We start from the raw sequence: 19,690 nt of genomic DNA, 5'->3' as shown, positions 1-19,690 counted from the left end.
CTCGCAGGAGCCCACCGTCAGCACCGCCCCCGCCGCCGCCCCCGGCTCACCGGCCGACAGCGCCTCGCCGGCGCCGCGGCACGGCTGGTGGGCGGCGATCCCCCGCCGGCTCGGCCGCGCCCGCACCTCCACGGTGGTGCTCGCCGTGCTCTTCGTCGCGGTCTTCGCGCTCTGGCTCAACGTCAAGCCGCCGGCGCCCGGCGCCACCCCGCCGGCCGAGGACACCGCCGTCACCGAGCCCACCGCGCCGACGGGACCGACGGAGACCGGGCCGACGGAGACCGGGCCGACGGAACCGGGGGAACCGACCGAGGAGCCGGGGCCGACGACGACGCCCGTGCCGACCACCCGCCCGACCTCACCGACCACCAGCGCGCCCTCGTCCCCGGACGGGGACGGGACCGGCACCACGACCACCGTCCCGGAGACCACCGCGCCGGTGCCGACCGGCGGCGCGGGCGGGGAGACGGCACCCGGCTCGTAGCCGGTGGGGCCGGTGTTTCACGTGGGACATCGCCCCGGTGCGGGGGCGGGCGCGCGGTGTGCGCACGGGCGTCCTACGATCACGTCGGCTCCTGAGAGGCAGCGCGAAGCACCTGGCTGGCTGCCCGGCAACCTCGACTCCGTCCGAGGTGCTCCAGGGGAAGAGCCGGCCGGCGCCCCGCCCCCGGCAAGGACGGAGTTCCCGTGCGCCGCGGGATCTCCCGCGAGCGAAGGAGACGGCGCATGACCGACCCGCAGAGCTGGAGCTTCGAGACCCGGCAGATCCACGCCGGCACCAGCCCCGACCCGGCCACCGGCGCCCGCGCGCTGCCGATCTACGCCACCACCGCGTACCAGTTCCGGGACACCCAGCACGCTGCCGACCTCTTCGCGCTGGCGGAGATGGGCAACATCTACACGCGGATCATGAACCCGACGCAGGACGCGCTGGAGCAGCGCGTCGCGTCGCTGGAGGGCGGCGTCGCGGCGCTCGCGGTCGCCTCCGGCCAGGCAGCGGAGACCCTCGCGATCCTCAACCTGGCCGAGGCCGGCGACCACGTCGTCGCCTCCGCCTCGCTGTACGGGGGCACCTACAACCTGCTGCACCACTCGCTGCCGAAGATGGGCATCACCGTCTCCTTCGTCGAGGACCCCGACGACCCGGAGAACTGGCAGTCACTGGTGCAGGAGAACACCCGGGCGTTCTTCGCCGAGTCGATCGGCAACCCCAAGGGCGACGTCCTCGACATCGAGACCGTCGCCGGCGTCGCGCACCGCAACGGCGTGCCGCTGATCGTCGACAACACCATCGCCACCCCGTACCTCGTGCGGCCGCTGGAGCACGGCGCCGACGTCGTCGTCCACTCGGCGACCAAGTACCTGGGCGGCCACGGCACGGTGATCGCCGGGCTCATCGTCGACGGCGGCTCGTTCGACTGGACCGGCGGCCGGCACCCGATGTTCACGACGGCCGACCCGACGTACCACGGCGTCGTCTACGCCGACCTCGGCGCACCGGCGTTCGCGCTGAAGGCGCGGGTGCAGCTGCTGCGCGACCTGGGGCCGGCGGTCTCCCCCTTCAACGCCTTCCTGGTGGTGCAGGGCATCGAGACGCTGTCGCTGCGCATGGAGCGGCACGTGCAGAACGCCCAGCGGGTGGCCGAGTTCCTCGAGGCCCACGACGCCGTCGACCGGGTCAACTACCCGGGCCTGCCCTCCTCGCCGTGGCACGCGGCGCAGCAGAAGTACGCGCCGAAGGGGGCCGGTGCCGTGCTCACCTTCGAGCTGCACGGCGGCGTGGAGGCCGGCAAGCGGTTCGTGGAGGCCCTGGAGCTGCACAGCCACGTCGCCAACATCGGCGACGTGCGCAGCCTGGTCATCCACCCGGCCTCGACGACGCACTCGCAGCTGACCCCGGAGGAGCAGCTGACCACCGGCGTCACCCCGGGCCTGGTGCGCCTCGCCGTGGGCCTGGAGGGGATCGAGGACATCCTCGCCGACCTGGAGGCCGGGTTCCGCGCCGCCAAGTCCGCCTGACGTGGGCGGGTGGGTCGAGGGGGATCCGGCGGGCGACCGGCGGTTCCTCGACCTGCCCGCCGCCTTCGAGCTGGAGCGCGGCGGGACCCTGCCCGGGATCCGGGTCGCCTACGAGACCTGGGGGACGCTCGCCCCGGGCGGCGGCAACGCCGTCCTGGTCGAGCACGCGCTGACCGGTGACAGCCACGTCGTCGGCCCGGCCGGCCCCGGCCACCCGACGCCCGGCTGGTGGGGCGGCGTGGTGGGCCCCGGCGCGGCCCTGGACACCGACCGCTTCTTCGTCGTCTGCGCGAACGTCCTCGGCGGCTGCCAGGGCACGACCGGGCCGTCGTCGGCGGCGCCGGACGGCCGGCCGTGGGGCGCGCGGTTCCCCGAGGTGACCGTCGGGGACCAGGTGCGCGTCGAGGCCGCGCTCGCCGACGCGCTCGGCGTCCAGCGGTTCGCCGCCGTCGCCGGGGGCTCGATGGGCGGCATGCGGGCGCTGGAGTGGGCGGTGCGGTTCCCCGGCCGGGTGGGGGCGCTGTTCTTCCTCGCCTCGACCGCCGTCGCCTCGGCCGACCAGATCGGCACCCAGACGACGCAGCAGGCCGCGGTGCGGGCCGACCCCCGCTGGCGGGACGGCGGCTACCCGCTGGACGACCCGCCGGTGGCGGGGCTGGACGTCGCCCGGCGGATCGCCCACCTCACCTACCGCAGCGCGGACGAGCTGGAGGCGCGCTTCGGCACCCGGCTGCAGGAGGACGGCCGCTTCGCCGTCGCCTCCTACCTTCAGCACCACGGGGCCAAGCTCGCCGGGCGCTTCGACGCCGGCAGCTACGTCGTGCTCACCCAGGCGATGAACAGCTGGGACGTCGGCCGGGGCCGCGGCGGGGTGGAGGCGGCGCTGGCCGGGGTGACCGCCCGGGCGCTGGTCGCAGGCGTGGACAGCGACCGGCTGTACCCCGTGGCGCAGCAGCAGCGGGTGGCCGACGCCCTCGGCGTCCCGCTGCGGCTGATCCGCTCCCCCTACGGCCACGACGGTTTCCTCGTCGAGACGGCCGAGGTCGACGCGCTGCTGCGCGAGCTGCTGGCGGGCTGAGGCGCCCCGATCCGTCGTACCCCCGGGCCAGGATGGTGCCGTGCCCGCACCGACGGACCTGCCGATGCTGCCGTTCGCCGACCAGCCCGCCCTGGAGGCCTGGCTGGAGGCCGAGCACGCCACGGCTCCGGGCCTGTACGTGCAGATCGCCCGCAAGGGCTCGGGCATCCGGTCGGTCACCAGCGCGGAGGTCGTCGAGGCGGCGCTGTGCTTCGGGTGGATCGACGGGCGCGGCCTGCGACTGGACGACAGCTACCACCTGCTGCGGCTCACCCCGCGCCGCCCGCGGAGCGTCTGGTCGCAGAAGAACGTCGCCACCGTGGAGCGGCTGACCGCCGAGGGGCGGATGCGCCCGGCCGGCCTCGCGGCGGTCGAGGCGGCGCGCGCCGACGGCCGGTGGGCCCGCGCCTACCCCGGCCCGGCCACCGCCACCGTGCCCGACGACCTCGCGGCGGCGCTGGCCGCCGAGCCGGGGGCGCGGGACGCGTTCGACGCCCTCGGCGGGCAGGACCGCTTCGCGATCCTCTTCCGGGTGCACACCGCCGCCACCCCGGCCGGCCGGGCGAAGCGGATCGCCGCCGCGGTGCGGGCGCTCACCGAGGGCCGTGGCGGGCGCTGAGCGGGCCACGGGCGAGACTGGCCGGGTGGACGACGACCTCCTGGCGCTGCGCGAGGGCTGCACCCGCTCGCTGACGGGGCACGGCGCGTGGCGGCCGGCCGACCTGCTGGCCACGGTCCCGGCGGACGCCGCGCCGGACCGGTACGGGGAGGGCGGGGTGGTGGCCGAGCTGGAGGCCGAGGTGGCGGAGCTGCTCGGGCTGCCCGCGGCGGTGTACCTGCCCAGCGGCGTCATGGCCCAGCAGGCGGCGCTGCGGGTGCACGCGGACCGGAGCGGTCGGCGCACCGTCGTCTGCCACCCGGAGAGCCACCTGATCCGGCACGAGGAGCAGGCGTTCGAGCGGCTGCACGGCATGGTGCTGCGCCCGGCGGGCGACCGGTACCGCCTGCTGCTGCGCGCCGACCTCGACGCCGTCGCCGAGCACCCCGCCGCGCTGCTGGTGGAGCTGCCCCAGCGCGACCTCGGGGGCCCGCTCCCGGCGTGGGAGGACCTGGCGGCGCAGGTGGCCTGGGCCCGGGAGCGCGGGGCGGCCGCGCACCTGGACGGTGCCCGGCTGTGGGAGGCCGCGGCCGGCTACGACCGCCCGCCGGCCGAGATCGCCGGGCTGTTCGACACCGCGTACGTCAGCTTCTACAAGGGCATCGGGGCGCTCGCCGGCTGCTGCCTGGCCGGCCCGGCCGACGTGGTCGAGGAGGTCCGCGAGTGGCGCCGCCGCCTGGGCGGCACGCTGTTCGGCCTCTGGCCGGGGGCGGCCTCGGCGCTGGCCTGCCTGCGCCGGCGGCTGCCCCTGATGCCCGCCTACCTGGCGCGCGCCCGCGAGATCGCCGGCGCGGTGCGCGACCTGCCGGGCGTCACCGTCGTCCCCGACCCGCCGCAGACGCCGATGCTGCACCTGCTGCTCCGCACCACCCCGGACGCGTTCACCACGGCCGCCCGGCGGCTGGCCGCCGACGAGGGCCTGTGGACCTGGCCGCAGGCGGCGGTCACCGGCGACCCGGGCGCCGTGCGGGTGGAGCTGCCGGTGGGCGACGCGACGCTGGCGCTGACCGTCGAGGAGGCGCGGTCGGCGATCGCCGCCCTGGCCGGGAGGTCCTGACGGCCGGGCGCTAGCGTCGGCGACCATGGGCTTCGACGTCGCCGCGCTCCGCTCCTGCTTCCCGTCGCTGGCCGGCGGCACCGCGCACTTCGACGGCCCGGGCGGGACCCAGGTGCCCGAGGCGGTGGGCCGGGCGGTCGCCGCGACGCTGACCGCGCCGATCAGCAACCGCGGCTCGGTCACCGCCGCCGAGCGGCTCGCCGACGAGACGGTGCTGGGCGCGCGCTCGGCGGTGGCCGACCTGCTCGGCGTCGAGCCGGGCGGCGTCGTCTTCGGGCGCAGCGCCACCGCGCTCACCTTCGACCTGGCCCGCACGCTGGCCGCCGGCTGGGGCCCGGGGGACGAGGTCGTGGTCACCCGGCTGGACCACGACGCCAACATCCGGCCGTGGGTGGTCGCCGCGGAGGCCGCCGGCGCGACGGTGCGGTGGGCGGCGTTCGACCCCGCCACGGGCGAGCTGACCGCCGACGACGTCGCCGCCGTGCTCTCCGACCGCACACGCCTGGTGGCGGTCACCGGGGCGTCCAACCTGATCGGCACGCGGCCGCCGATCGAGGAGATCGCCGGGCGGGTGCACGCGGCGGGTGCGCTGCTCGTCGTCGACGGCGTGCACCTCACCGCCCACGCGCCGGTCGACGTCCCCGCGCTCGGTGCCGACGCCTACCTCTGCTCGCCGTACAAGTTCCTCGGGCCGCACTGCGGCGTCCTGGCCGCCGACCCCGCGCTGCTGGAGACGCTGCACCCGGCGAAGCTGCTGCCCAGCTCGGACGCCGTGCCCGAGCGCTACGAGCTCGGCACGCTGCCCTACGAGCTGCTGGCCGGGACGACCGCCGCCGTGGACTTCCTCGCCGCGCTGGGCGACGGCGGCAGCCGCCGGGAGCGGCTGGTCACGGCGATGACCGCGATCGAGGAGCACGAGGACCGGCTGCTCGAGCGGCTGGAGGCGGGGCTCGCCGGGCTGCCCGGGGTGCGGCTGTGGTCGCGGGCGGCGCACCGCACGCCGACGCTGCTGCTCACCTTCGAGGCGGGCGAGGCCGCCGACGCCTACCGCTTCCTCGCCGCGCGGGGCGTCAACGCGCCGGCGGGCTCGTTCTACGCGATCGAGGCGAGCCGGTGGCTCGGGCTCGGCGACACCGGCGGGCTGCGGGTGGGCCTGGCGCCCTACAGCGACGCCGACGACGTCGACCGGCTGCTCGCCGGCCTGCGGGAGTGGCTCGCCCGCTGACCCCTAGGGCATCCCGTCGCCGGGGAGGTGACCGGCCGACGGGAGGGGGCGGCGCACGACGGGCCGGACCTTGCGCGCCTCGGGGAGCCGCTCGGAGTAGGCGGCCGCGTTCCCGCGGATGTGCAGCAGGTCGTCGTCGGTCGCCTCGCGGACCACCTTGGCGGGGACGCCGGCGATCACCGACCGCGGGGGGAACTGCTTGCCCTGGGTCACCACGGCCCCGGCGGCCACGATCGACCCGGTGCCGATGTGCGCCCCGTTCATGACGACGCTGCCCATGCCGACGAGCACCTCGTCGTCGATCCGGGCCCCGTGCAGCACGACGCGGTGCCCGACCGTCACGTCCCGGCCCACCACCAGCGGGAAGCCCGGGTCGGAGTGCAGCGTGCACCCGTCCTGGACGTTGGAGCCGGCCCCGATCTCGATCGTCTCCTGGTCGGCCCGGGCCACGGCGCCGTACCAGATGCTCGCGCGCGGGCCCATGGTGACCGCGCCCACCACGACGGCGGTCGGCGCGACGAATGCCTCGTCGTCGATCCTGGGCGCCCCGAAGGGCAGTTCCGCGATGTAGTTGTCCGCCACGCCCTCAGCACAGCACAGCCCCGCACGAGGCGCACGCAGCGGATCCTCGGCAGACTCCCTGCATGCCCGCCGCACCGCTGCCCCCGCTGCCCACGTCGATCGTCGGCAGCCTGCCCCAGCCGGACTGGCTGATCGACCGCGACCGCCTCGCCCACCAGTTCCCGCCCCGGGTGCGGGCCGCCGAGCTGTGGCGCATCCCGCCGGAGCTCCTCGCCGGCGCGCAGGACGACGCGACCCTGCTCGCGATCCGGTCGCAGGAGGAGGCGGGGCTCGACATCGTCACCGACGGCGAGATCCGGCGCGAGTCCTACTCCAACCACTTCGCGACGGCGCTCAGCGGCGTGGACGTCGACCACCCCGGGACCATCCTCAACCGGTCCGGCAAGCCGATCCCGGTGCCGCGGGTCGTCGGCGACATCCGCCGGCCGGCCCCGGTCCAGGCCGACGACGTCCGCTTCCTGCGCGCCCACACCGACCGGGCCGTGAAGATCACCGTCCCCGGCCCGTTCACGATGGCCCAGCAGGCCCAGGACGAGCACTACGGCGACGGCCGGTCGCTGGCCCTTGCCTACGCCGACGTCGTCCGTGCCGAGATCGCCGACCTGTTCGCCGCCGGCGCCGACATCGTGCAGATCGACGAGCCGTGGCTGCAGGCCCGGCCCGAGGTGGCCCGGGAGTACGGCGCGGAGGCGGTGACCCGTGCCGTCGAGGGCGCCCCCGGGCCGGTGCACCTGCACCTGTGCTTCGGCTACGCGGCGATGGTCTCCGAGCGGCCCGAGGGCTACTCGTTCCTGCCGGAGCTCGCCGACACCCCCGCGGACACGGTCGCCGTGGAGACCGCGCAGTCGCACCTCGACCCGGCCACGCTGCGCCCGCTGCGGGGCAAGGGCATCGCGCTCGGCGTCCTCGACCTCTCCACCGAGGAGGTGGAGACGCCGGAGACGGTGGCCGACCGGGTGCGGCGCGCGCTCGAGGACGTCGACGTCGACCGGCTGGTGCTCACCAGCGACTGCGGGCTGAAGTACCTGTCCCGGGCCTCCGCCGCCGGCAAGATGCGCTCCCTGGCCCGGGCCGCGGAGGTCCTGCGCACCGAGCTCTAGATCAAGCCGTGGGCGTGCACCGCGTCGGCCACCTGCAGGAAGCCCGCCACGTTGGCGCCCAGGACGAGGTCGCCCGGTGAGCCGTACTCGTCGGCGGTCTCGTGGCAGCGGGCGTGGATGTCGCGCATGATCTCCTCGAGCCGGGCCTCGCTGTGCTCGAAGGTCCAGCGGTCGCGGGACGCGTTCTGCTGCATCTCCAGCGCGGAGGTCGCCACCCCGCCGGCGTTGGCCGCCTTGCCCGGGGCGAAGGCGATGCCGGCGTCGCGGAAGGCCTTCACCGCCGACGGGGTCGCCGGCATGTTGGCGCCCTCCACCACGTACCGGCAGCCGTTGCGGGCCAGGGTCGCCGCGGCGTCGCCGTCGAGCTCGTTCTGCGTGGCGCTGGGGATCGCCACGTCGCAGGGGACGTCCCAGATGCTCCCGTCCGGCACGAAGCTCGCCGAGCCGCGGCGCTCGGCGTAGTCGGAGATCCGGCCGCGCTCGACCTCCTTCACCTGCTTGAGCAGGTCGAGGTCGATGCCCTTCTCGTCGACCACGTAGCCGCCGGAGTCCGAGCAGGCGACGACGGTGCCGCCGAGCTGGTGGACCTTCTCGATGCCGTACACCGCCACGTTGCCCGAGCCGCTGACCACGACCCGGCGGCCGTCGAAGGACTCGCCCCGCACCCGCATCATGGCGTCGGCGAAGAAGGCGGCCCCGTACCCGGTGGCCTCGGTGCGCACCAGCGCACCGCCCCAGCCCAGGCCCTTGCCGGTGAGGACGCCGGACTCGTAGCGGTTGGTGATGCGCTTGTACTGGCCGAACAGGTAGCCGATCTCGCGCGCCCCGACGCCGATGTCACCGGCGGGGACGTCGGTGTACTCCCCCAGGTGCCGGTAGAGCTCGGTCATGTACGACTGGCAGAACCGCATGACCTCGGCGTCCGACCGCCCCTTGGGGTCGAAGTCCGCGCCGCCCTTGCCCCCGCCGATGGGCATGCCGGTGAGCGCGTTCTTGAAGATCTGCTCGAACCCGAGGAACTTGACGATGCCCAGGTTCACCGAGGGGTGGAAGCGCAGGCCGCCCTTGTAGGGCCCCAACGCGGAGTTGAACTCGACCCGGAAACCGCGGTTGATCCAGACCTCGCCGCGGTCGTCCTGCCACGGCACCCGGAAGATGATCTGCCGCTCCGGCTCGCAGATGCGCTCCACCGTCTTCATCTCGGTGTACTCGCGGTGCCGGCCGAGGACGACGGCCAGCGACTCCAGCACCTCGCGGACGGCCTGGTGGAACTCCGTCTCACCGGGGTTCCGGCGCAACACCTCGTCGTAGATCGCGCGGACGGTCTCCGGTACCTCGCCACTCACCACGTGCCCCTCTCGCGCCGGTCGCTCACCACGCGCAACGTACGTCGCTCGCTCGGGGGTCGCGGAACGGGGTCGGGCGGTAGGTCGTCAGCCGGTGGGGCGGACGCCGAACCGGAAGCCGCCCTGGTCGACCGTGGTCACCGCCAGCGGCGTCCCGTAGGTGCGGGCGTGCACGATCATCCCGTTGCCGATGTACAGCGCGACGTGGCTGATCGGCGAGTAGTAGAAGACCAGGTCGCCGGGCTGGAGCTCGCCGCGGGAGAGCGGCGGGCCGATCTTCGACTGGCCGCCGCTGGTGCGCGGCAGGGTGATGCCGGCGGCGGCGTAGGCGTAGGACGTCAGCCCCGAGCAGTCGAAGGCGTCCGGACCGGTGGCGCCGCGCCGGTAGGGGGCGCCGACCTGGGCGAGCGCCACCTGGATGGCGGTCGCCGCGGCGCTACCGGGCGCGACCGGCAGCTCGGCGACCGACGGCGCCGCCAGGCGGGGCCCGGCGACCATGGTGGAGACCCGGTCCTGCTCGGCCGCGGAGAGCCGGGCGTAGTCCGACTGGTACTCGACGGCGCGCCGCTCCACCTCGGCCTGCTGGGCCTGCAGCTCGGTGAGGCCCGCCCGGGCGGTGGCGGCGGCCTGGTCGGCGGCGGCCTGGGCCTCGTCGGCGGCGGCGCGGGCCGCGGCGACCTGCGCGATGACCGAGTTGGTGTGCGTGGCGATCATGTCCAGCGTCGTCATCTGCTGGACGAGCTCGCCCGCGGAGTCGCTGGTGAGGAACGCGGCGACCCGCGACTGCGCCTGACCGGTGAAGCTGCTCTGCACGATCGCCCGGATCTGCGGCTCGTGGACGGCGAGCGCCTCGCGCGCGGCACGGGCCTGCTCGGCGGCGGCCACGGCGGCCTGCTGGTGCGCTGCGACGATCTCCTCGGCCTCGTGGACCTGTGCCTCGATGACCGTCAGCTGCTGGGCCGCCTCCGCCATCCGCTCCGCCGCCTCGGCCACCGTGCCGGGGTCGGCGGAGGCCGCGGTCGGGGGGAGGACCGCCGTCGCCGCCGCCAGCACCGCGGCGCCGACCGTCAGGACGGCGCGCGTGCGGCGTCGGGGAGTCGTGCGCTGCGCCTGCACCCTGGCCTCCGATCACCTGCGCCCGGGCCCGGGGAAGGGGCCACGACCATGCGCGTCAGCACCGAACGTAGGGATCTCGCACCACGCGGTAGCGGGGGCGCGCGGGCCGGTGGACGCGGGTTGGTCCCGCCCGTCACACGGGTCCCAGGAGCGCGCCGCCTTCCCGGGCGGCTCAGCGTCGGCGGGGGCCGGCCGCGGTGCCGTCGGGCAGCCGGTCCGGCGCCAGGGGGACGAGGCGGTCGGCCACGGCGCCGGTGACGAGGGAGTAGACGACCTTGTGGGCGACGTCGACGACCCGGTCGCGGCGGGACCAGGTCCAGGGCGGCGCCCCGACGCCGGTGGCGTTCTCGAGCGTCTGGTCGGTGGCCAGCCGGACGGAGGCGTGCCAGGCCGACGCGCGCACGCCGCGCAGCCCGCTGGCGGCCCAGATGCCGCGCAGGGCACCGACGGCGGCGCCGGTGCCCCAGTGCATGAGGTGGTTGCGCACCGGCGGGCGGGCGGACCCGGGCAGCCGCCGGCCGGTGCCGAGCGCCGTCAGCGTGCGGGCGGGGACGTAGCTGTCCGGCCGCCCGGTCACGGCCTGCTCGAGCTTCTCCCCGAGGGTCATCACCGCGACCCCGGCGATCCCGGCAACAGCCCCCCGCACGGCAGCGCGTCCCATCACGGGAACCGCACTACCCCAGAGGTGACGTACTGGAACGGCCTCGCCGCAGGGACCCGGCGCGAGCGGAGCGAGCACCGGGGGGCGGCGAGGTCCTTCACCCGGCGAGGGGCTCCTGCACCTCGAGGGCGGCGAGCGCCTGGAAGTCGCGCAGGATGCCGGAGAGCTCCTCGGAGGTCCACGGCTCGCAGCAGTCGCAGCCGTCCTCGCGGAAGCTGACCAGGCCGATGGAGCCCCCTGCCTGGTCCTCGGCGATGGCGAGGTGACCGGCGGAGGGGTGGCGGTGGCAGGTGCAGCCGGCGGCGCAGAGGCCCAGGCCCCAGCCGGAGATGACGACGGTGTGCCCGTCGTCGCGGACCTTGCCCACCTGGAAGACGGACGGCTTGCGACTCCTGGTCACGGAGTCCTCCCCTCGACAGCCCCGTGGGAGCGGGGCTCGCGTGCGGTACCCGGTTTTCCGAGCCAGGGGATGTTTCGGCATCCGCCCGCTGTGGGTAAAGCCTCCCGCCAGCTCTGGTACCGCCACTGAGGGTAGTTCGACGCATACAGGTCGTCGCCGTCAGTTTCCGCCAGGGTGCCCGAGATCGACTTGGCGGAAGTGTGACGGAACGGCCCCGACCCGCCGGACCGGCCTCAGCTCGCCGGGCTGACGCTGCTCATGTTGAAGTCCGGGACCCGCAGCGCCGGCATCGCCGTCCGCGTGAACCAGTCGTTCCACTCCCGCGGGAGCGTGCGTTCGGTGACTCCTGCCTGCACCGCTCTGCCGAGCAGGTCGACCGGGGACTCGTTGAACCGGAAGTTGTTCACCGCGCCGGTCACCTCCCCGTTCTCCACCAGGAAGACCCCGTCGCGGGTGAGCCCGGTGAGCAGCAGGGTCTGCGGGTCCACCTCGCGGATGTACCAGAGGGTGGTGAGGAGCAGGCCCCGGTCGGTCGCGGCGACCATCTCCGCCTGCGTCGTCGTGGCGCCGGGCAGCTCGAGCAGGAGGTTGCCCACGGCGGCGGTGGCCGGCGCGGTGGTCCTCAGCGCCCACGACCGCGGCCGGACCAGGTCGGCCAGGACGCCGCCGGCGATCCAGTCCACCGCCGGCGTCGCCATGCCGTTGTCGAAGACCGAGGCGGCGCCCGAGGAGGCACCGACCACCTGGAACGGCGACGTCTCCAGCCCGGGGGCGTGCGGATCGCTGCGCAGGGTCAGCGGCAGGGTGGCCAGCCGCTCGCCGATGCGGTTGCCCCCACCGGTCCGGGCGAAGACGTTGCGGCCCTCGTCGGCGTCGCGCGCCTCCATCGTCCAGTAGAGGTAGATCATCAGGTCGGCGACGGCCGAGGGCGGCAGCAGCGTCTCGTAGCGGCCGGCCGGCAGCTCCACCTGCCGCTGCGACCAGGCGAGCTTCTGGCGGACGTCGGCGGTGAGATCGGCGACCGAGACGTCGCGGAAGTCGCGGGTGCCCGTGCCGGCCCAGACCGACCGGCCGAAGTCGGGCGTCTTGCCGTTGAGCTCCACCCGCCCCGAGGGCTGGTCGTGCCGCAGCCGCAGGCCGGTGGAGCTGCCCAGGTAGGTGGTGCGCATCGAGTGCTCGGCGAAGCCGAACAGCAGCTCGCCCCGGTCGCGCGCCTCGCCGAAGGCCTGGCCCAGCGCCGGCGCGAAGTCGGCGAACACCCCGATGGAGGTCTCCGCCGGGTCCGCGTCCCAGTCCCCGGCCCCGGGCGGGGCTCCGCCGTCGCGATCCGGGGCGATCAGCGGCATCGCGTCCTCGGCCGGGCCCGCATCCCGTGCGGCCTGCTCGCTGGCGGCCACCAGGGCGGCGACGTCGGGGGCGCCCGAGCGGCTCACCGTGCCCGCGGCCATCCCCGCGCCGCCGTCGACGAAGGAGATCACCACCACCGAGCGCGACCGCATCGCCCCGTTGGTGGTCAGGCTGTTGGCGGCCCACCGCAGGTTCGCCTCGGCCCCCTCGACGACGATCGCCACCTGGCCGTCGGCGGTGGAGGCGGCCAGCGCCTCCTCGACGACGTCCTGCGGGCGCTGGAACCGGCTCATCGCCCGGCCTCCTCGACGGTGTTGAGGATGGTCACGCCCTCGAACAGGGCGGTGGGGCAGCCGTGGCTGACCGCCGCGGTCTGGCCCGGTTGCGCCTTGCCGCAGTTGAACGCCCCGCCCAGCACGTAGGTCTGCGGGCCACCGACCGCGCGCATGGCGCCCCAGAAGTCCGTCGTCGTCGCCTGGTAGGCGACGTCGCGGAGCTGCCCGGCGAGCCGGCCGCCCTCGATGCGGTAGAAGCGCTGGCCGGTGAACTGGAAGTTGTAGCGCTGCATGTCGATCGACCAGCTCTTGTCGCCGACGACGTAGATGCCGCGCTCGACCCCGGCGATGATCTCCTCGGTCGACGGCCCGTCCGGGGCGGGCTGCAGGGACACGTTGGCCATCCGCTGCAGGGGCACGTGGCCGGGCGAGTCGGCGTAGGCGCAGCCGTTGGAGCGGTCCATCCCGCCCAGCCGGGCCGTGTTCCGGTCCACCTGGTAGCCGACGAGGACGCCGTCCTCCACGATGTCCCACTGCTGCCCGGCGACGCCCTCGTCGTCCCAGCCGACCGTGGCCAGCCCGTGCAGGGCGGTGCGGTCGCCGGTGACGTCCATGATCGGCGAGCCGTACCGCAGCGAGCCCAGCTTGTCGGGCGTGGCGAACGACGTCCCCGCGTAGGCCGCCTCGTAGCCCAGCGCCCGGTCCAGCTCGGTGGCGTGCCCGATGGACTCGTGGATGGTCAGCCACAGGTTCGAGGGGTCGACGACGAGGTCGTAGCGGCCGGCCTGCACCGAGGGCGCCTTGGTCTTCTCGCGCAGCAGCTCGGGGATCTCCGCGAGCTCCGCGCGCCAGTCCCACCCGGTGCCGGTGAGGTACTCCCAGCCGCGGCCGGCCGGCGGGGCGAGCGTGCGCATGCTCTCGAAGGCACCGGTGGCCCGGTCGACGGTGAGCGCGGTCAGCTCGGGGTTGACGCGCACCCGCTGCTGCCGGGTGCGGGTGCCTGCGGTGTCGGCGTAGTACTTCTGCTCCTTGACCAGCATGCAGCCGGCCTGCACGTGCTCGACGCCGTCGCCGGCCAGCAGCTGCTCGGACAGCTCGGTGAGCAGCGCCGCCTTCTCGGCGTCGGGCACGGTGAACGGGTCGACGTCGTAGGCGGAGACGTACTCGGCGTCCGGGTACACCGGCTCGGGCGCCAGCTCCACGCGGTCGGAGTTGAGGGCGGCCGCCACCCGGGCCACCGCCACGGCCTCCTCGGCGAGCCGGACGGCCTCGGCCGCGGTGAGGACGACGCCCGCGGCGAACCCCCAGGTGCCCTCGAACACCACGCGGACGGCCAGCCCGAGGTCCTCGCCGTCGGTGAACGCCTCGGGCCGGGCATCGCGCAGGTTGATCGTCTGCGTGCGGATGCGCTCGACCCGGAGGTCGGCGTGCGAGCAGCCCAGGTCCAGCGCGCGGGTCAGCGCGGCGTCGGTCAGCGCGGTGAGCGGGAGCGCGAGGAAGGTCTCGTCGATCGTGCGGGTTCCTGGCACGCCGCCTGTCTACCAGCGCCCGCGCCCAGGGGTGAGCCGGGAAGCCGGGGGTAAGCGCCTGCGCATGGACCCGGCGGCGGACGACGTGACCATGACCTTCGGCGGCAACGCCACGATGCTGCTGCGCATCGGTGGGTTCACCCTGCTCACCGACCCGAACTTCCTGCACCGCGGCCAGCGCGCGCACCTCGGCTACGGGTTGCGCAGCAAGCGGCTCACCGACCCGGCGCTGCTGCCCACCCAGCTGCCCGAGCTCGACGGCATCCTGCTCTCGCACATGCACGGCGACCACTGGGACCGGATCGCCACGCGGTCGCTGCCGAAGGAGACGCCCGTCGTCACGACGCCGGAGGCGGCGGGGTGCCTGGCCGACCGCGGCTTCACCGGCACCGCGGACCTGCGCCCGTGGCAGACGCACACCTTCGCCCGTGACGACGGGGAGCTCCGGGTGACGGCGGTGCCGGGGGTGCACGGCCCGGGCCCGCTGGCCCGGGTGCTGCCGCAGGTGATGGGCAGCGTGCTGGAGCTGGTGCGCGGCGGTGAGGTGACCTGGCGCGGCTACATCAGCGGCGACACCCTCTACCGGCCGTTCCTGGGCCAGGTGCTGGAGCGCTGCGGCCCACTAGACGTCGTCATCCCGCACCTGGGCGGCACCAAGGTGCTGGGCGTCACCGTCACCATGGACGGCCGGCAGGGCGCGGACCTGGTGGAGCTGCTGAAGCCGCCGGTGACCGTGCCGGTGCACTACGACGACTACGCGGTGTTCACCTCGCCGCTGGGCGACTTCGTCGCCGAGGTGGCCCGGCGCCGGCTGCCGGGCACGGTGCGGCCCGCCCACCGCGGCGAGACGATCAGCCTGCGGGCATGACGGCCCGGCGCGCGGTGCCGCCGGGCCGCCGCGGGTCTCAGCGGGCGAGCAGCTCGTCGAGCCGCTCGTAGCCCTCGGTCACGCCGACCTCCATCCCGCTGGCCAGCATGGCGTCGCGGTCGGCGAACGAGTCGCACAGGGACGTCGTCGTGAGCCTCGTGCGGCCGTCGCCGAGGTCCTCCAGGCGCAGCTTCTCCAGGGCGACGCCGTCGGGCATGCCCTCGTAGGTGAAGGTCTGCACGATGAGCTCGTCGGGCCGCACCTCGTGGAAGCTGCCGTAGAAGGCGTACTCCTCGCCGTCCTGGCTGTGGACGTAGCGGTAGGAGCCGCCGGTCCGGCACTCGTAGTGGCCGATCCGCATCTCGAGCCCCCGCGGGCCGAGCCACCGGGCGACCAGGTCGGCCTCGGTGTGGGCGCGGAAGACCTTGTCCCGGGGCGCATCGAACTCCCGGGTGATCCGGATGAGCGGGACGTCGGGGTCGGCGCTGATGGTGGTCTGGCGGTGCGCGGTGCTGGTCATGACGGGTTCCCTTCCTGGGGTGGGGGCGCGGACACGTCCGGCATCGACCGCAGGACGTCGTCCAGCCGGCGGTAGCGCTCCTCGGCCCGGCGCCGGTAGCGCTCGATCCACGTCGTCATGAGGTCGAAGACCTCTGCTTCCAGGTGCACCGGGCGGCGCTGGGCCTCCCGGCTCCGGCTCACCAGGCCGGCGTCCTCCAGCACCTTGAGGTGCTTGGAGACGGCCTGGACGGTCACGTCGTAGGGCGCGGCGAGCTCGTTGACCGTGGCGTCGCCGACTGCGAGCCGCGCCACGATGTCCCGCCGGGTGGGGTCGGCGAGCGCCGAGAACACCCGGGAGAGCGGATCCGCCACCACAGCACTCCTTCCTCAACCTTTCGGTTGAACAAGGACGCTAGCCCGGCCCGGGAGGTTCGTCAACCGTCCGGTTGAAGAAGCCCGGTGCCGACCTCAGCCCGCGGCGAGCCGGGCGGCCCGCTCGGCGACGTCGGCGCGCAGGGCCGCGGCGTCGACGGTGGTGGAGCCGCCGTCCCGGACGACCGGGCGGCCGCCCACCCAGACGTCGCGCACGTGCCGCCCGGCGCCGGACCAGACCAGGTGGGCCAGCACGTCGGCGGGGTCGCCGACCGGCTCGAAGACCAGGTCGCGGGTGTCGACGTGCACCAGGTCGGCCCGCCGGCCGACGGCGAGCTGCCCGAGGTCCGGCCGGCCGATCGCGTCGGCGGCACCGCCGGTGGCCAGCCAGAACGCCTCCCCCGCGGTCAGCGCGGTCGCCGACCGCTCCCGCAGCCGCGCCAGGCCTGCCGCCAGGCGCAGGTCGGCGAGGAGGTCCAGCGAGTCGTTGGACGCCGGCCCGTCGGTGCCCAGGCCCACCCGGAGGCCGCGGTCGAGCATCGGGCGCAGCGGCGCGACCCCGCTGGCCAGCTTGGCGTTGCTCGCCGGGCAGTGGGCGACCGCCACGTCGAACTCCTGCCACAGCTCGAGGTCGCCGTCGTCCAGGTGCACGCAGTGCGCAGCCAGGACGCGCCCGCCGAGGACGTCGTAGGAGGCGAGCAGCCCCGGCACCGACAGGCCGTGCGCCGCCAGCAGGTCGGCGCCCTCGGTCGCGGTCTCGGCGACGTGCAGGTGCAGCAGCAGGTCCTGCTCGCGGGCCGCACGGGCGGAATCCGCGAGCACGGGGAGCGGCACGGTGTAGGCCGCGTGCGGCCCGATGCCGTACTCGACGGTGCCGTCGTCGGGCGCGGTCCCCGCCAGGGCGACGGCGGCGGCGAGCTGCTCGGCCATCGGCGGCATGCCCGGCAGGGGGAGCAGCGGGGTCGCGATCACCGCCCGGGCGCCGGTGGCGCCGACGGCGGCGGCGATCCGCTCGGGGTGGAAGTACATCTCGACGCTGGTGGTGATCCCGTTGCCGAGCATCTCCGCCGACGCCGCGGTCATGGCGACCTCGACGTCCTCGGGGGTGAGGCGGGCCTCGCGCGGCCACATGACCTCGCGCAGCCAGCGGTCCAGCGGCAGCCCTTCCCCCTGGCCGCGGAACAGCGCCATCGGCGCGTGCGAGTGGGCGTTGACCAGGCCGGGGGTGAGCACGCCGGGCAGCGCGACGACCTCCGCGTCGCCCTGCGGCGGCGCCTCCGCCGCCGGGCCCACCCAGGCGATCGCGCCGTCGACGACGTCGAGCACGCCGTCGGGGACCACCGTCCCCGCGCGGTCGCCGACGACGAGGGCCCGGGCGGTGAAGCGCTGCCGCATGCTGGCGAACCTAGCTGCGCCCCGGCCCGGGGGCGCGGCGGCGGACGGGGTCGCCTCTACCGTGGAGCCCATGTCGTTGCTCGCCGCTGCTACCTCCGACGAGGGCGGCATCACCGGTTTCCTGCTCGATCTCGTGAAGGCCCTCGGCCCGGTGGGCGTGGGTCTGGCCATCCTGCTGGAGACGGTCGTCCCGCCGATCCCCAGCGAGGTGGTGCTCGGCCTGGCCGGGGTGCTGATCCGCGGCGGCGAGATGGCGCTCGTCCCGGTCGTGCTCTTCGCCACCCTCGGGTCGATCGTGGGCGCCATCTTCTTCTACTACATCGGGAAGGCGCTGGGCCCGCGCCGTTCGCACGCGTTCCTCGACCGGCTGCCCCTGGTCGAGACCGCCGACGTCGACAAGACCTTCGCCTGGTTCGAGCGGCACGGGCGCGCCGCGGTCTTCTTCGGCCGCATGGTGCCGATCGTGCGCAGCTTCATCTCCGTGCCCGCGGGGGTCGTCCGGATGCCGCTCGGCCAGTTCGTGCTCTACTCCGCCGCGGGCAGCCTCATCTGGAACAGCGTGCTCATCGGCCTGGGCGTCGCCCTCGGCGACGTGGTGTACGAGTACCTGGAGTACTTCGACTACGTGATCTACGCGGCGGCCGCGCTCGGCGTGGGCTGGCTGGTCTGGAAGCGCGCCATGGACGTCCGCCACCACCGCCGGGCCCGGACCGGTCCCGACCGGCTGGACCTGGCCGACGAGGACCCCGGGCGCCCGTCGGCATGACCCCGCCCGTGCCGCGCTCCCGGCCCGACGTGGTGGCCTTCGACGTCAACGAGACCCTGCTGGACCTCGCGCCGGTCCGCGCCACCCTGGTGGAGCTGGGCGAGCCGGCCCCGCTGCTGGGCACCGTCTTCGCCCGCACCCTGCTCACCGGCTTCGCGGCGGCCGCCGTCGGCTCCTGGTGCCGGTTCCACGACGCCTTCGACGCCGCGCTCGCGCAGGAGACCGGGCTGTCGGCCGGCCAGCGCGCGAGCGTGGCCGACGCCTTCGGTGAGCTGTCACCGCACCCCGACGTGGAACCCGCGCTGCGCCGGCTGACCGAGGCCGGGATCCGGGTGGTCACGCTGTCGCACGGCTCACCCGGCGTGGCCGAGGCCGGCCTGGAGCGGGGCGGGATCACGCCGCTGGTGGAGCGGACCATGACCAGCGAGACGATCCGCGCCTGGAAGCCCGCCCGCGAGGTGTACCTGTGGGCGGCCGGGCTCTGCGACGTGCCCCCGGACCGGATGGCGCTGGTCGCGGCGCACGGCTGGGACGTGCTGGGCGCGCGGCGGGCGGGCCTCACCGGCGCGTGGTTCCCGCGCGGCGAGCGGGTGTTCCCGGCGGTGTACGGCGAGCCCGACGTGACCGGGGCCGACCTCGCCGGCGCGGTCGACGGCCTGCTGGCCCTCCCGCCCCGGTGACCGCGCTCGACATCGCGACGCCGCACGGCCCGGCCCGCGCCCACCTCACCGACGGCGGCTCCCGCGGGACGCTGCTGCTCGGGCACGGGGCCGGCGGCGGGGTGGAGTCGGCCGACCTGCTGGCGGTGGCCCGGGACGCCGCCGAGGGCGGGTGGCGCGTGCTGCGGGTCGAGCAGCCCTGGCGGGTCGCCGGGAAGCGGATCGCTGCGGCGCCGGCGCGGCTGGACGAGGGCTGGCGGGCGGTCGTGGCCCACCTGTCGGGCACCGGGCACCTGACCGGGGCGCTCGTCGTCGGCGGCCGCAGCGCCGGGGCGCGGGTCGCCTGCCGCACCGCGGGGCAGGTCGGCGCGGACGGCGTGCTGGCGCTGGCGTTCCCGCTGCACCCGCCCGGCCGGCCCGAGAGGAGCCGCGCGGACGAGCTCACCGGGGTCTCCGTGCCGGTGGTCGTGGTCCAGGGCGAGACCGACGCGTTCGGCGCCCCGCCCGAGGTGGCCGCGGTCCTGGCCGGCCGGTCGCACGCCTCCGTGTACGCCGTCCCCGGTGACCACTCGTTGAGGAGGAACCCCGACCTCGTCGGTGCGGCCGCCGCCTCGTGGCTCACCGAGGTGCTCGTCGGCTGACTGTGAGGCTGGCCGGGTCGGTCCTTCAGTGATGGGCTGACGGCCGGCAGCGGTGAGCGTGACCCGTCGTCTGACTGGCTTCGTGCCTTTGGCCG

The 19,690-nt window shown here is 75.3% G+C and carries 21 protein-coding genes and 1 riboswitch; of the genes, 11 read left to right on the top strand and 10 right to left on the bottom strand.

The genetic code is table 11. From position 1 onward, the window contains the following. The 6 genes from E9549_RS19325 to E9549_RS19300 form a co-directional block, all read left to right on the top strand. On the top strand, window positions 1-484 hold a 484-nt coding region (locus tag E9549_RS19325; protein WP_236828224.1), incomplete at its 5' end, for a hypothetical protein. An 87-nt stretch (window positions 485-571) separates the two neighbouring features. Then, window positions 572-683: riboswitch (SAM riboswitch) on the top strand. Between the two features lie 43 nt (window positions 684-726). Next, on the top strand, window positions 727-2,019 hold the full coding sequence (locus E9549_RS19320) for a bifunctional o-acetylhomoserine/o-acetylserine sulfhydrylase (protein WP_236828223.1): 1,293 nt from the start codon (window positions 727-729) through the stop codon (window positions 2,017-2,019). Between the two features lies 1 nt (window position 2,020). Then, entirely contained in the window at window positions 2,021-3,097 is a 1,077-nt protein-coding gene (locus E9549_RS19315) for a homoserine O-acetyltransferase (RefSeq protein WP_236828222.1), read from the top strand. A 40-nt stretch (window positions 3,098-3,137) separates the two neighbouring features. Then, on the top strand, window positions 3,138-3,716 hold the full coding sequence (locus tag E9549_RS19310; protein WP_236828221.1) for a YdeI family protein: 579 nt from the start codon (window positions 3,138-3,140) through the stop codon (window positions 3,714-3,716). A 25-nt stretch (window positions 3,717-3,741) separates the two neighbouring features. After that, the gene (locus E9549_RS19305; RefSeq protein ID WP_236828220.1) at window positions 3,742-4,812 is read left to right on the top strand and encodes a low specificity L-threonine aldolase; all 1,071 of its coding nucleotides are present in this window, start codon (window positions 3,742-3,744) and stop codon (window positions 4,810-4,812) included. Between the two features lie 25 nt (window positions 4,813-4,837). After that, window positions 4,838-6,037: a cysteine desulfurase-like protein gene (locus E9549_RS19300; RefSeq protein WP_236828219.1), complete on the top strand. Its 1,200-nt coding sequence runs from the start codon at window positions 4,838-4,840 to the stop codon at window positions 6,035-6,037. Window positions 6,038-6,040: 3 nt separating this feature from the next. On the opposite strand, the gene E9549_RS19295 is transcribed toward E9549_RS19300, so the two are convergent. After that, window positions 6,041-6,619, bottom strand: coding sequence for a gamma carbonic anhydrase family protein (locus E9549_RS19295; protein ID WP_236828218.1), 579 nt, complete (start codon window positions 6,617-6,619; stop codon window positions 6,041-6,043). A gap of 62 nt (window positions 6,620-6,681) precedes the next feature. On the opposite strand from E9549_RS19295, the gene E9549_RS19290 reads away from it, so the two are divergent. Further along, window positions 6,682-7,719, top strand: coding sequence for a uroporphyrinogen decarboxylase family protein (locus tag E9549_RS19290; protein ID WP_236828217.1), 1,038 nt, complete (start codon window positions 6,682-6,684; stop codon window positions 7,717-7,719). Here E9549_RS19290 and gdhA read toward each other — a convergent pair. The 6 genes from gdhA to E9549_RS19260 all read right to left on the bottom strand — a co-directional run bounded on the left by gdhA (window position 7,716) and on the right by E9549_RS19260 (window position 14,393). Next, window positions 7,716-9,065 (bottom strand): NADP-specific glutamate dehydrogenase, encoded by a 1,350-nt coding sequence (gene gdhA / locus E9549_RS19285; RefSeq protein WP_236828216.1) that lies wholly within the window; start codon window positions 9,063-9,065, stop codon window positions 7,716-7,718. The genes E9549_RS19290 and gdhA overlap by 4 nt on opposite strands. An 87-nt stretch (window positions 9,066-9,152) precedes the next feature. After that, window positions 9,153-10,181, bottom strand: coding sequence for a C40 family peptidase (locus E9549_RS19280; protein WP_236828215.1), 1,029 nt, complete (start codon window positions 10,179-10,181; stop codon window positions 9,153-9,155). 172 nt (window positions 10,182-10,353) lie between these two features. Beyond that, window positions 10,354-10,842, bottom strand: a complete 489-nt coding sequence (locus E9549_RS19275) for a hypothetical protein (protein WP_236828214.1) — start codon at window positions 10,840-10,842, stop codon at window positions 10,354-10,356. A 97-nt stretch (window positions 10,843-10,939) separates the two neighbouring features. Beyond that, complete coding sequence (locus tag E9549_RS19270; protein WP_236828213.1) at window positions 10,940-11,242, bottom strand: hypothetical protein; 303 nt, start codon at window positions 11,240-11,242, stop codon at window positions 10,940-10,942. 233 nt (window positions 11,243-11,475) lie between these two features. Then, a complete protein-coding gene (locus E9549_RS19265) occupies window positions 11,476-12,882 on the bottom strand; it encodes a metallopeptidase TldD-related protein (protein WP_236828212.1) in 1,407 nt (468 codons plus the stop codon). Next, the gene (locus E9549_RS19260) at window positions 12,879-14,393 is read right to left on the bottom strand and encodes a TldD/PmbA family protein (protein ID WP_236828211.1); all 1,515 of its coding nucleotides are present in this window, start codon (window positions 14,391-14,393) and stop codon (window positions 12,879-12,881) included. Before E9549_RS19260 ends, E9549_RS19265 begins: the two co-directional genes overlap by 4 nt. Window positions 14,394-14,457: 64 nt before the next feature. Here E9549_RS19260 and E9549_RS19255 point away from each other — a divergent pair, with 64 nt between their 5' ends. Next, window positions 14,458-15,261, top strand: coding sequence for an MBL fold metallo-hydrolase (locus E9549_RS19255; RefSeq protein WP_236828210.1), 804 nt, complete (start codon window positions 14,458-14,460; stop codon window positions 15,259-15,261). A 37-nt stretch (window positions 15,262-15,298) separates the two neighbouring features. On the opposite strand, the gene E9549_RS19250 is transcribed toward E9549_RS19255, so the two are convergent. The 3 genes from E9549_RS19250 to E9549_RS19240 all read right to left on the bottom strand — a co-directional run bounded on the left by E9549_RS19250 (window position 15,299) and on the right by E9549_RS19240 (window position 17,529). After that, window positions 15,299-15,781, bottom strand: coding sequence for an SRPBCC family protein (locus tag E9549_RS19250; RefSeq protein ID WP_236828209.1), 483 nt, complete (start codon window positions 15,779-15,781; stop codon window positions 15,299-15,301). Further along, window positions 15,778-16,134 (bottom strand): helix-turn-helix transcriptional regulator, encoded by a 357-nt coding sequence (locus E9549_RS19245; protein WP_236828208.1) that lies wholly within the window; start codon window positions 16,132-16,134, stop codon window positions 15,778-15,780. Before E9549_RS19245 ends, E9549_RS19250 begins: the two co-directional genes overlap by 4 nt. A gap of 96 nt (window positions 16,135-16,230) precedes the next feature. Continuing rightward, complete coding sequence (locus E9549_RS19240; protein ID WP_236828207.1) at window positions 16,231-17,529, bottom strand: amidohydrolase family protein; 1,299 nt, start codon at window positions 17,527-17,529, stop codon at window positions 16,231-16,233. 70 nt (window positions 17,530-17,599) lie between these two features. On the opposite strand from E9549_RS19240, the gene E9549_RS19235 reads away from it, so the two are divergent. From E9549_RS19235 to E9549_RS19225, 3 genes are read left to right on the top strand one after another with little or no spacing between them, the layout of a single operon-like run. Beyond that, on the top strand, window positions 17,600-18,295 hold the full coding sequence (locus tag E9549_RS19235; protein ID WP_236828206.1) for a DedA family protein: 696 nt from the start codon (window positions 17,600-17,602) through the stop codon (window positions 18,293-18,295). Then, window positions 18,292-18,975 carry an HAD-IA family hydrolase gene (locus E9549_RS19230; protein ID WP_236828205.1) on the top strand — a complete coding sequence of 228 codons (684 nt, stop codon included), beginning with the start codon at window positions 18,292-18,294 and terminating at the stop codon, window positions 18,973-18,975. The genes E9549_RS19235 and E9549_RS19230 overlap by 4 nt, the downstream gene beginning before the upstream one ends. After that, window positions 18,972-19,595 carry an alpha/beta family hydrolase gene (locus E9549_RS19225; protein WP_236828204.1) on the top strand — a complete coding sequence of 208 codons (624 nt, stop codon included), beginning with the start codon at window positions 18,972-18,974 and terminating at the stop codon, window positions 19,593-19,595. The genes E9549_RS19230 and E9549_RS19225 overlap by 4 nt, the downstream gene beginning before the upstream one ends. Window positions 19,596-19,690 lie beyond the last annotated feature (95 nt).

The sequence above is a fragment of the Blastococcus sp. MG754426 genome (assembly GCF_021699055.1).
Taxonomy (GTDB): Bacteria; Actinomycetota; Actinomycetes; order Mycobacteriales; family Geodermatophilaceae; genus Blastococcus.
The sequence above is the reverse complement of the archived record's forward strand: the minus strand, read 5'-3'. Positions and strand labels throughout refer to the sequence as shown.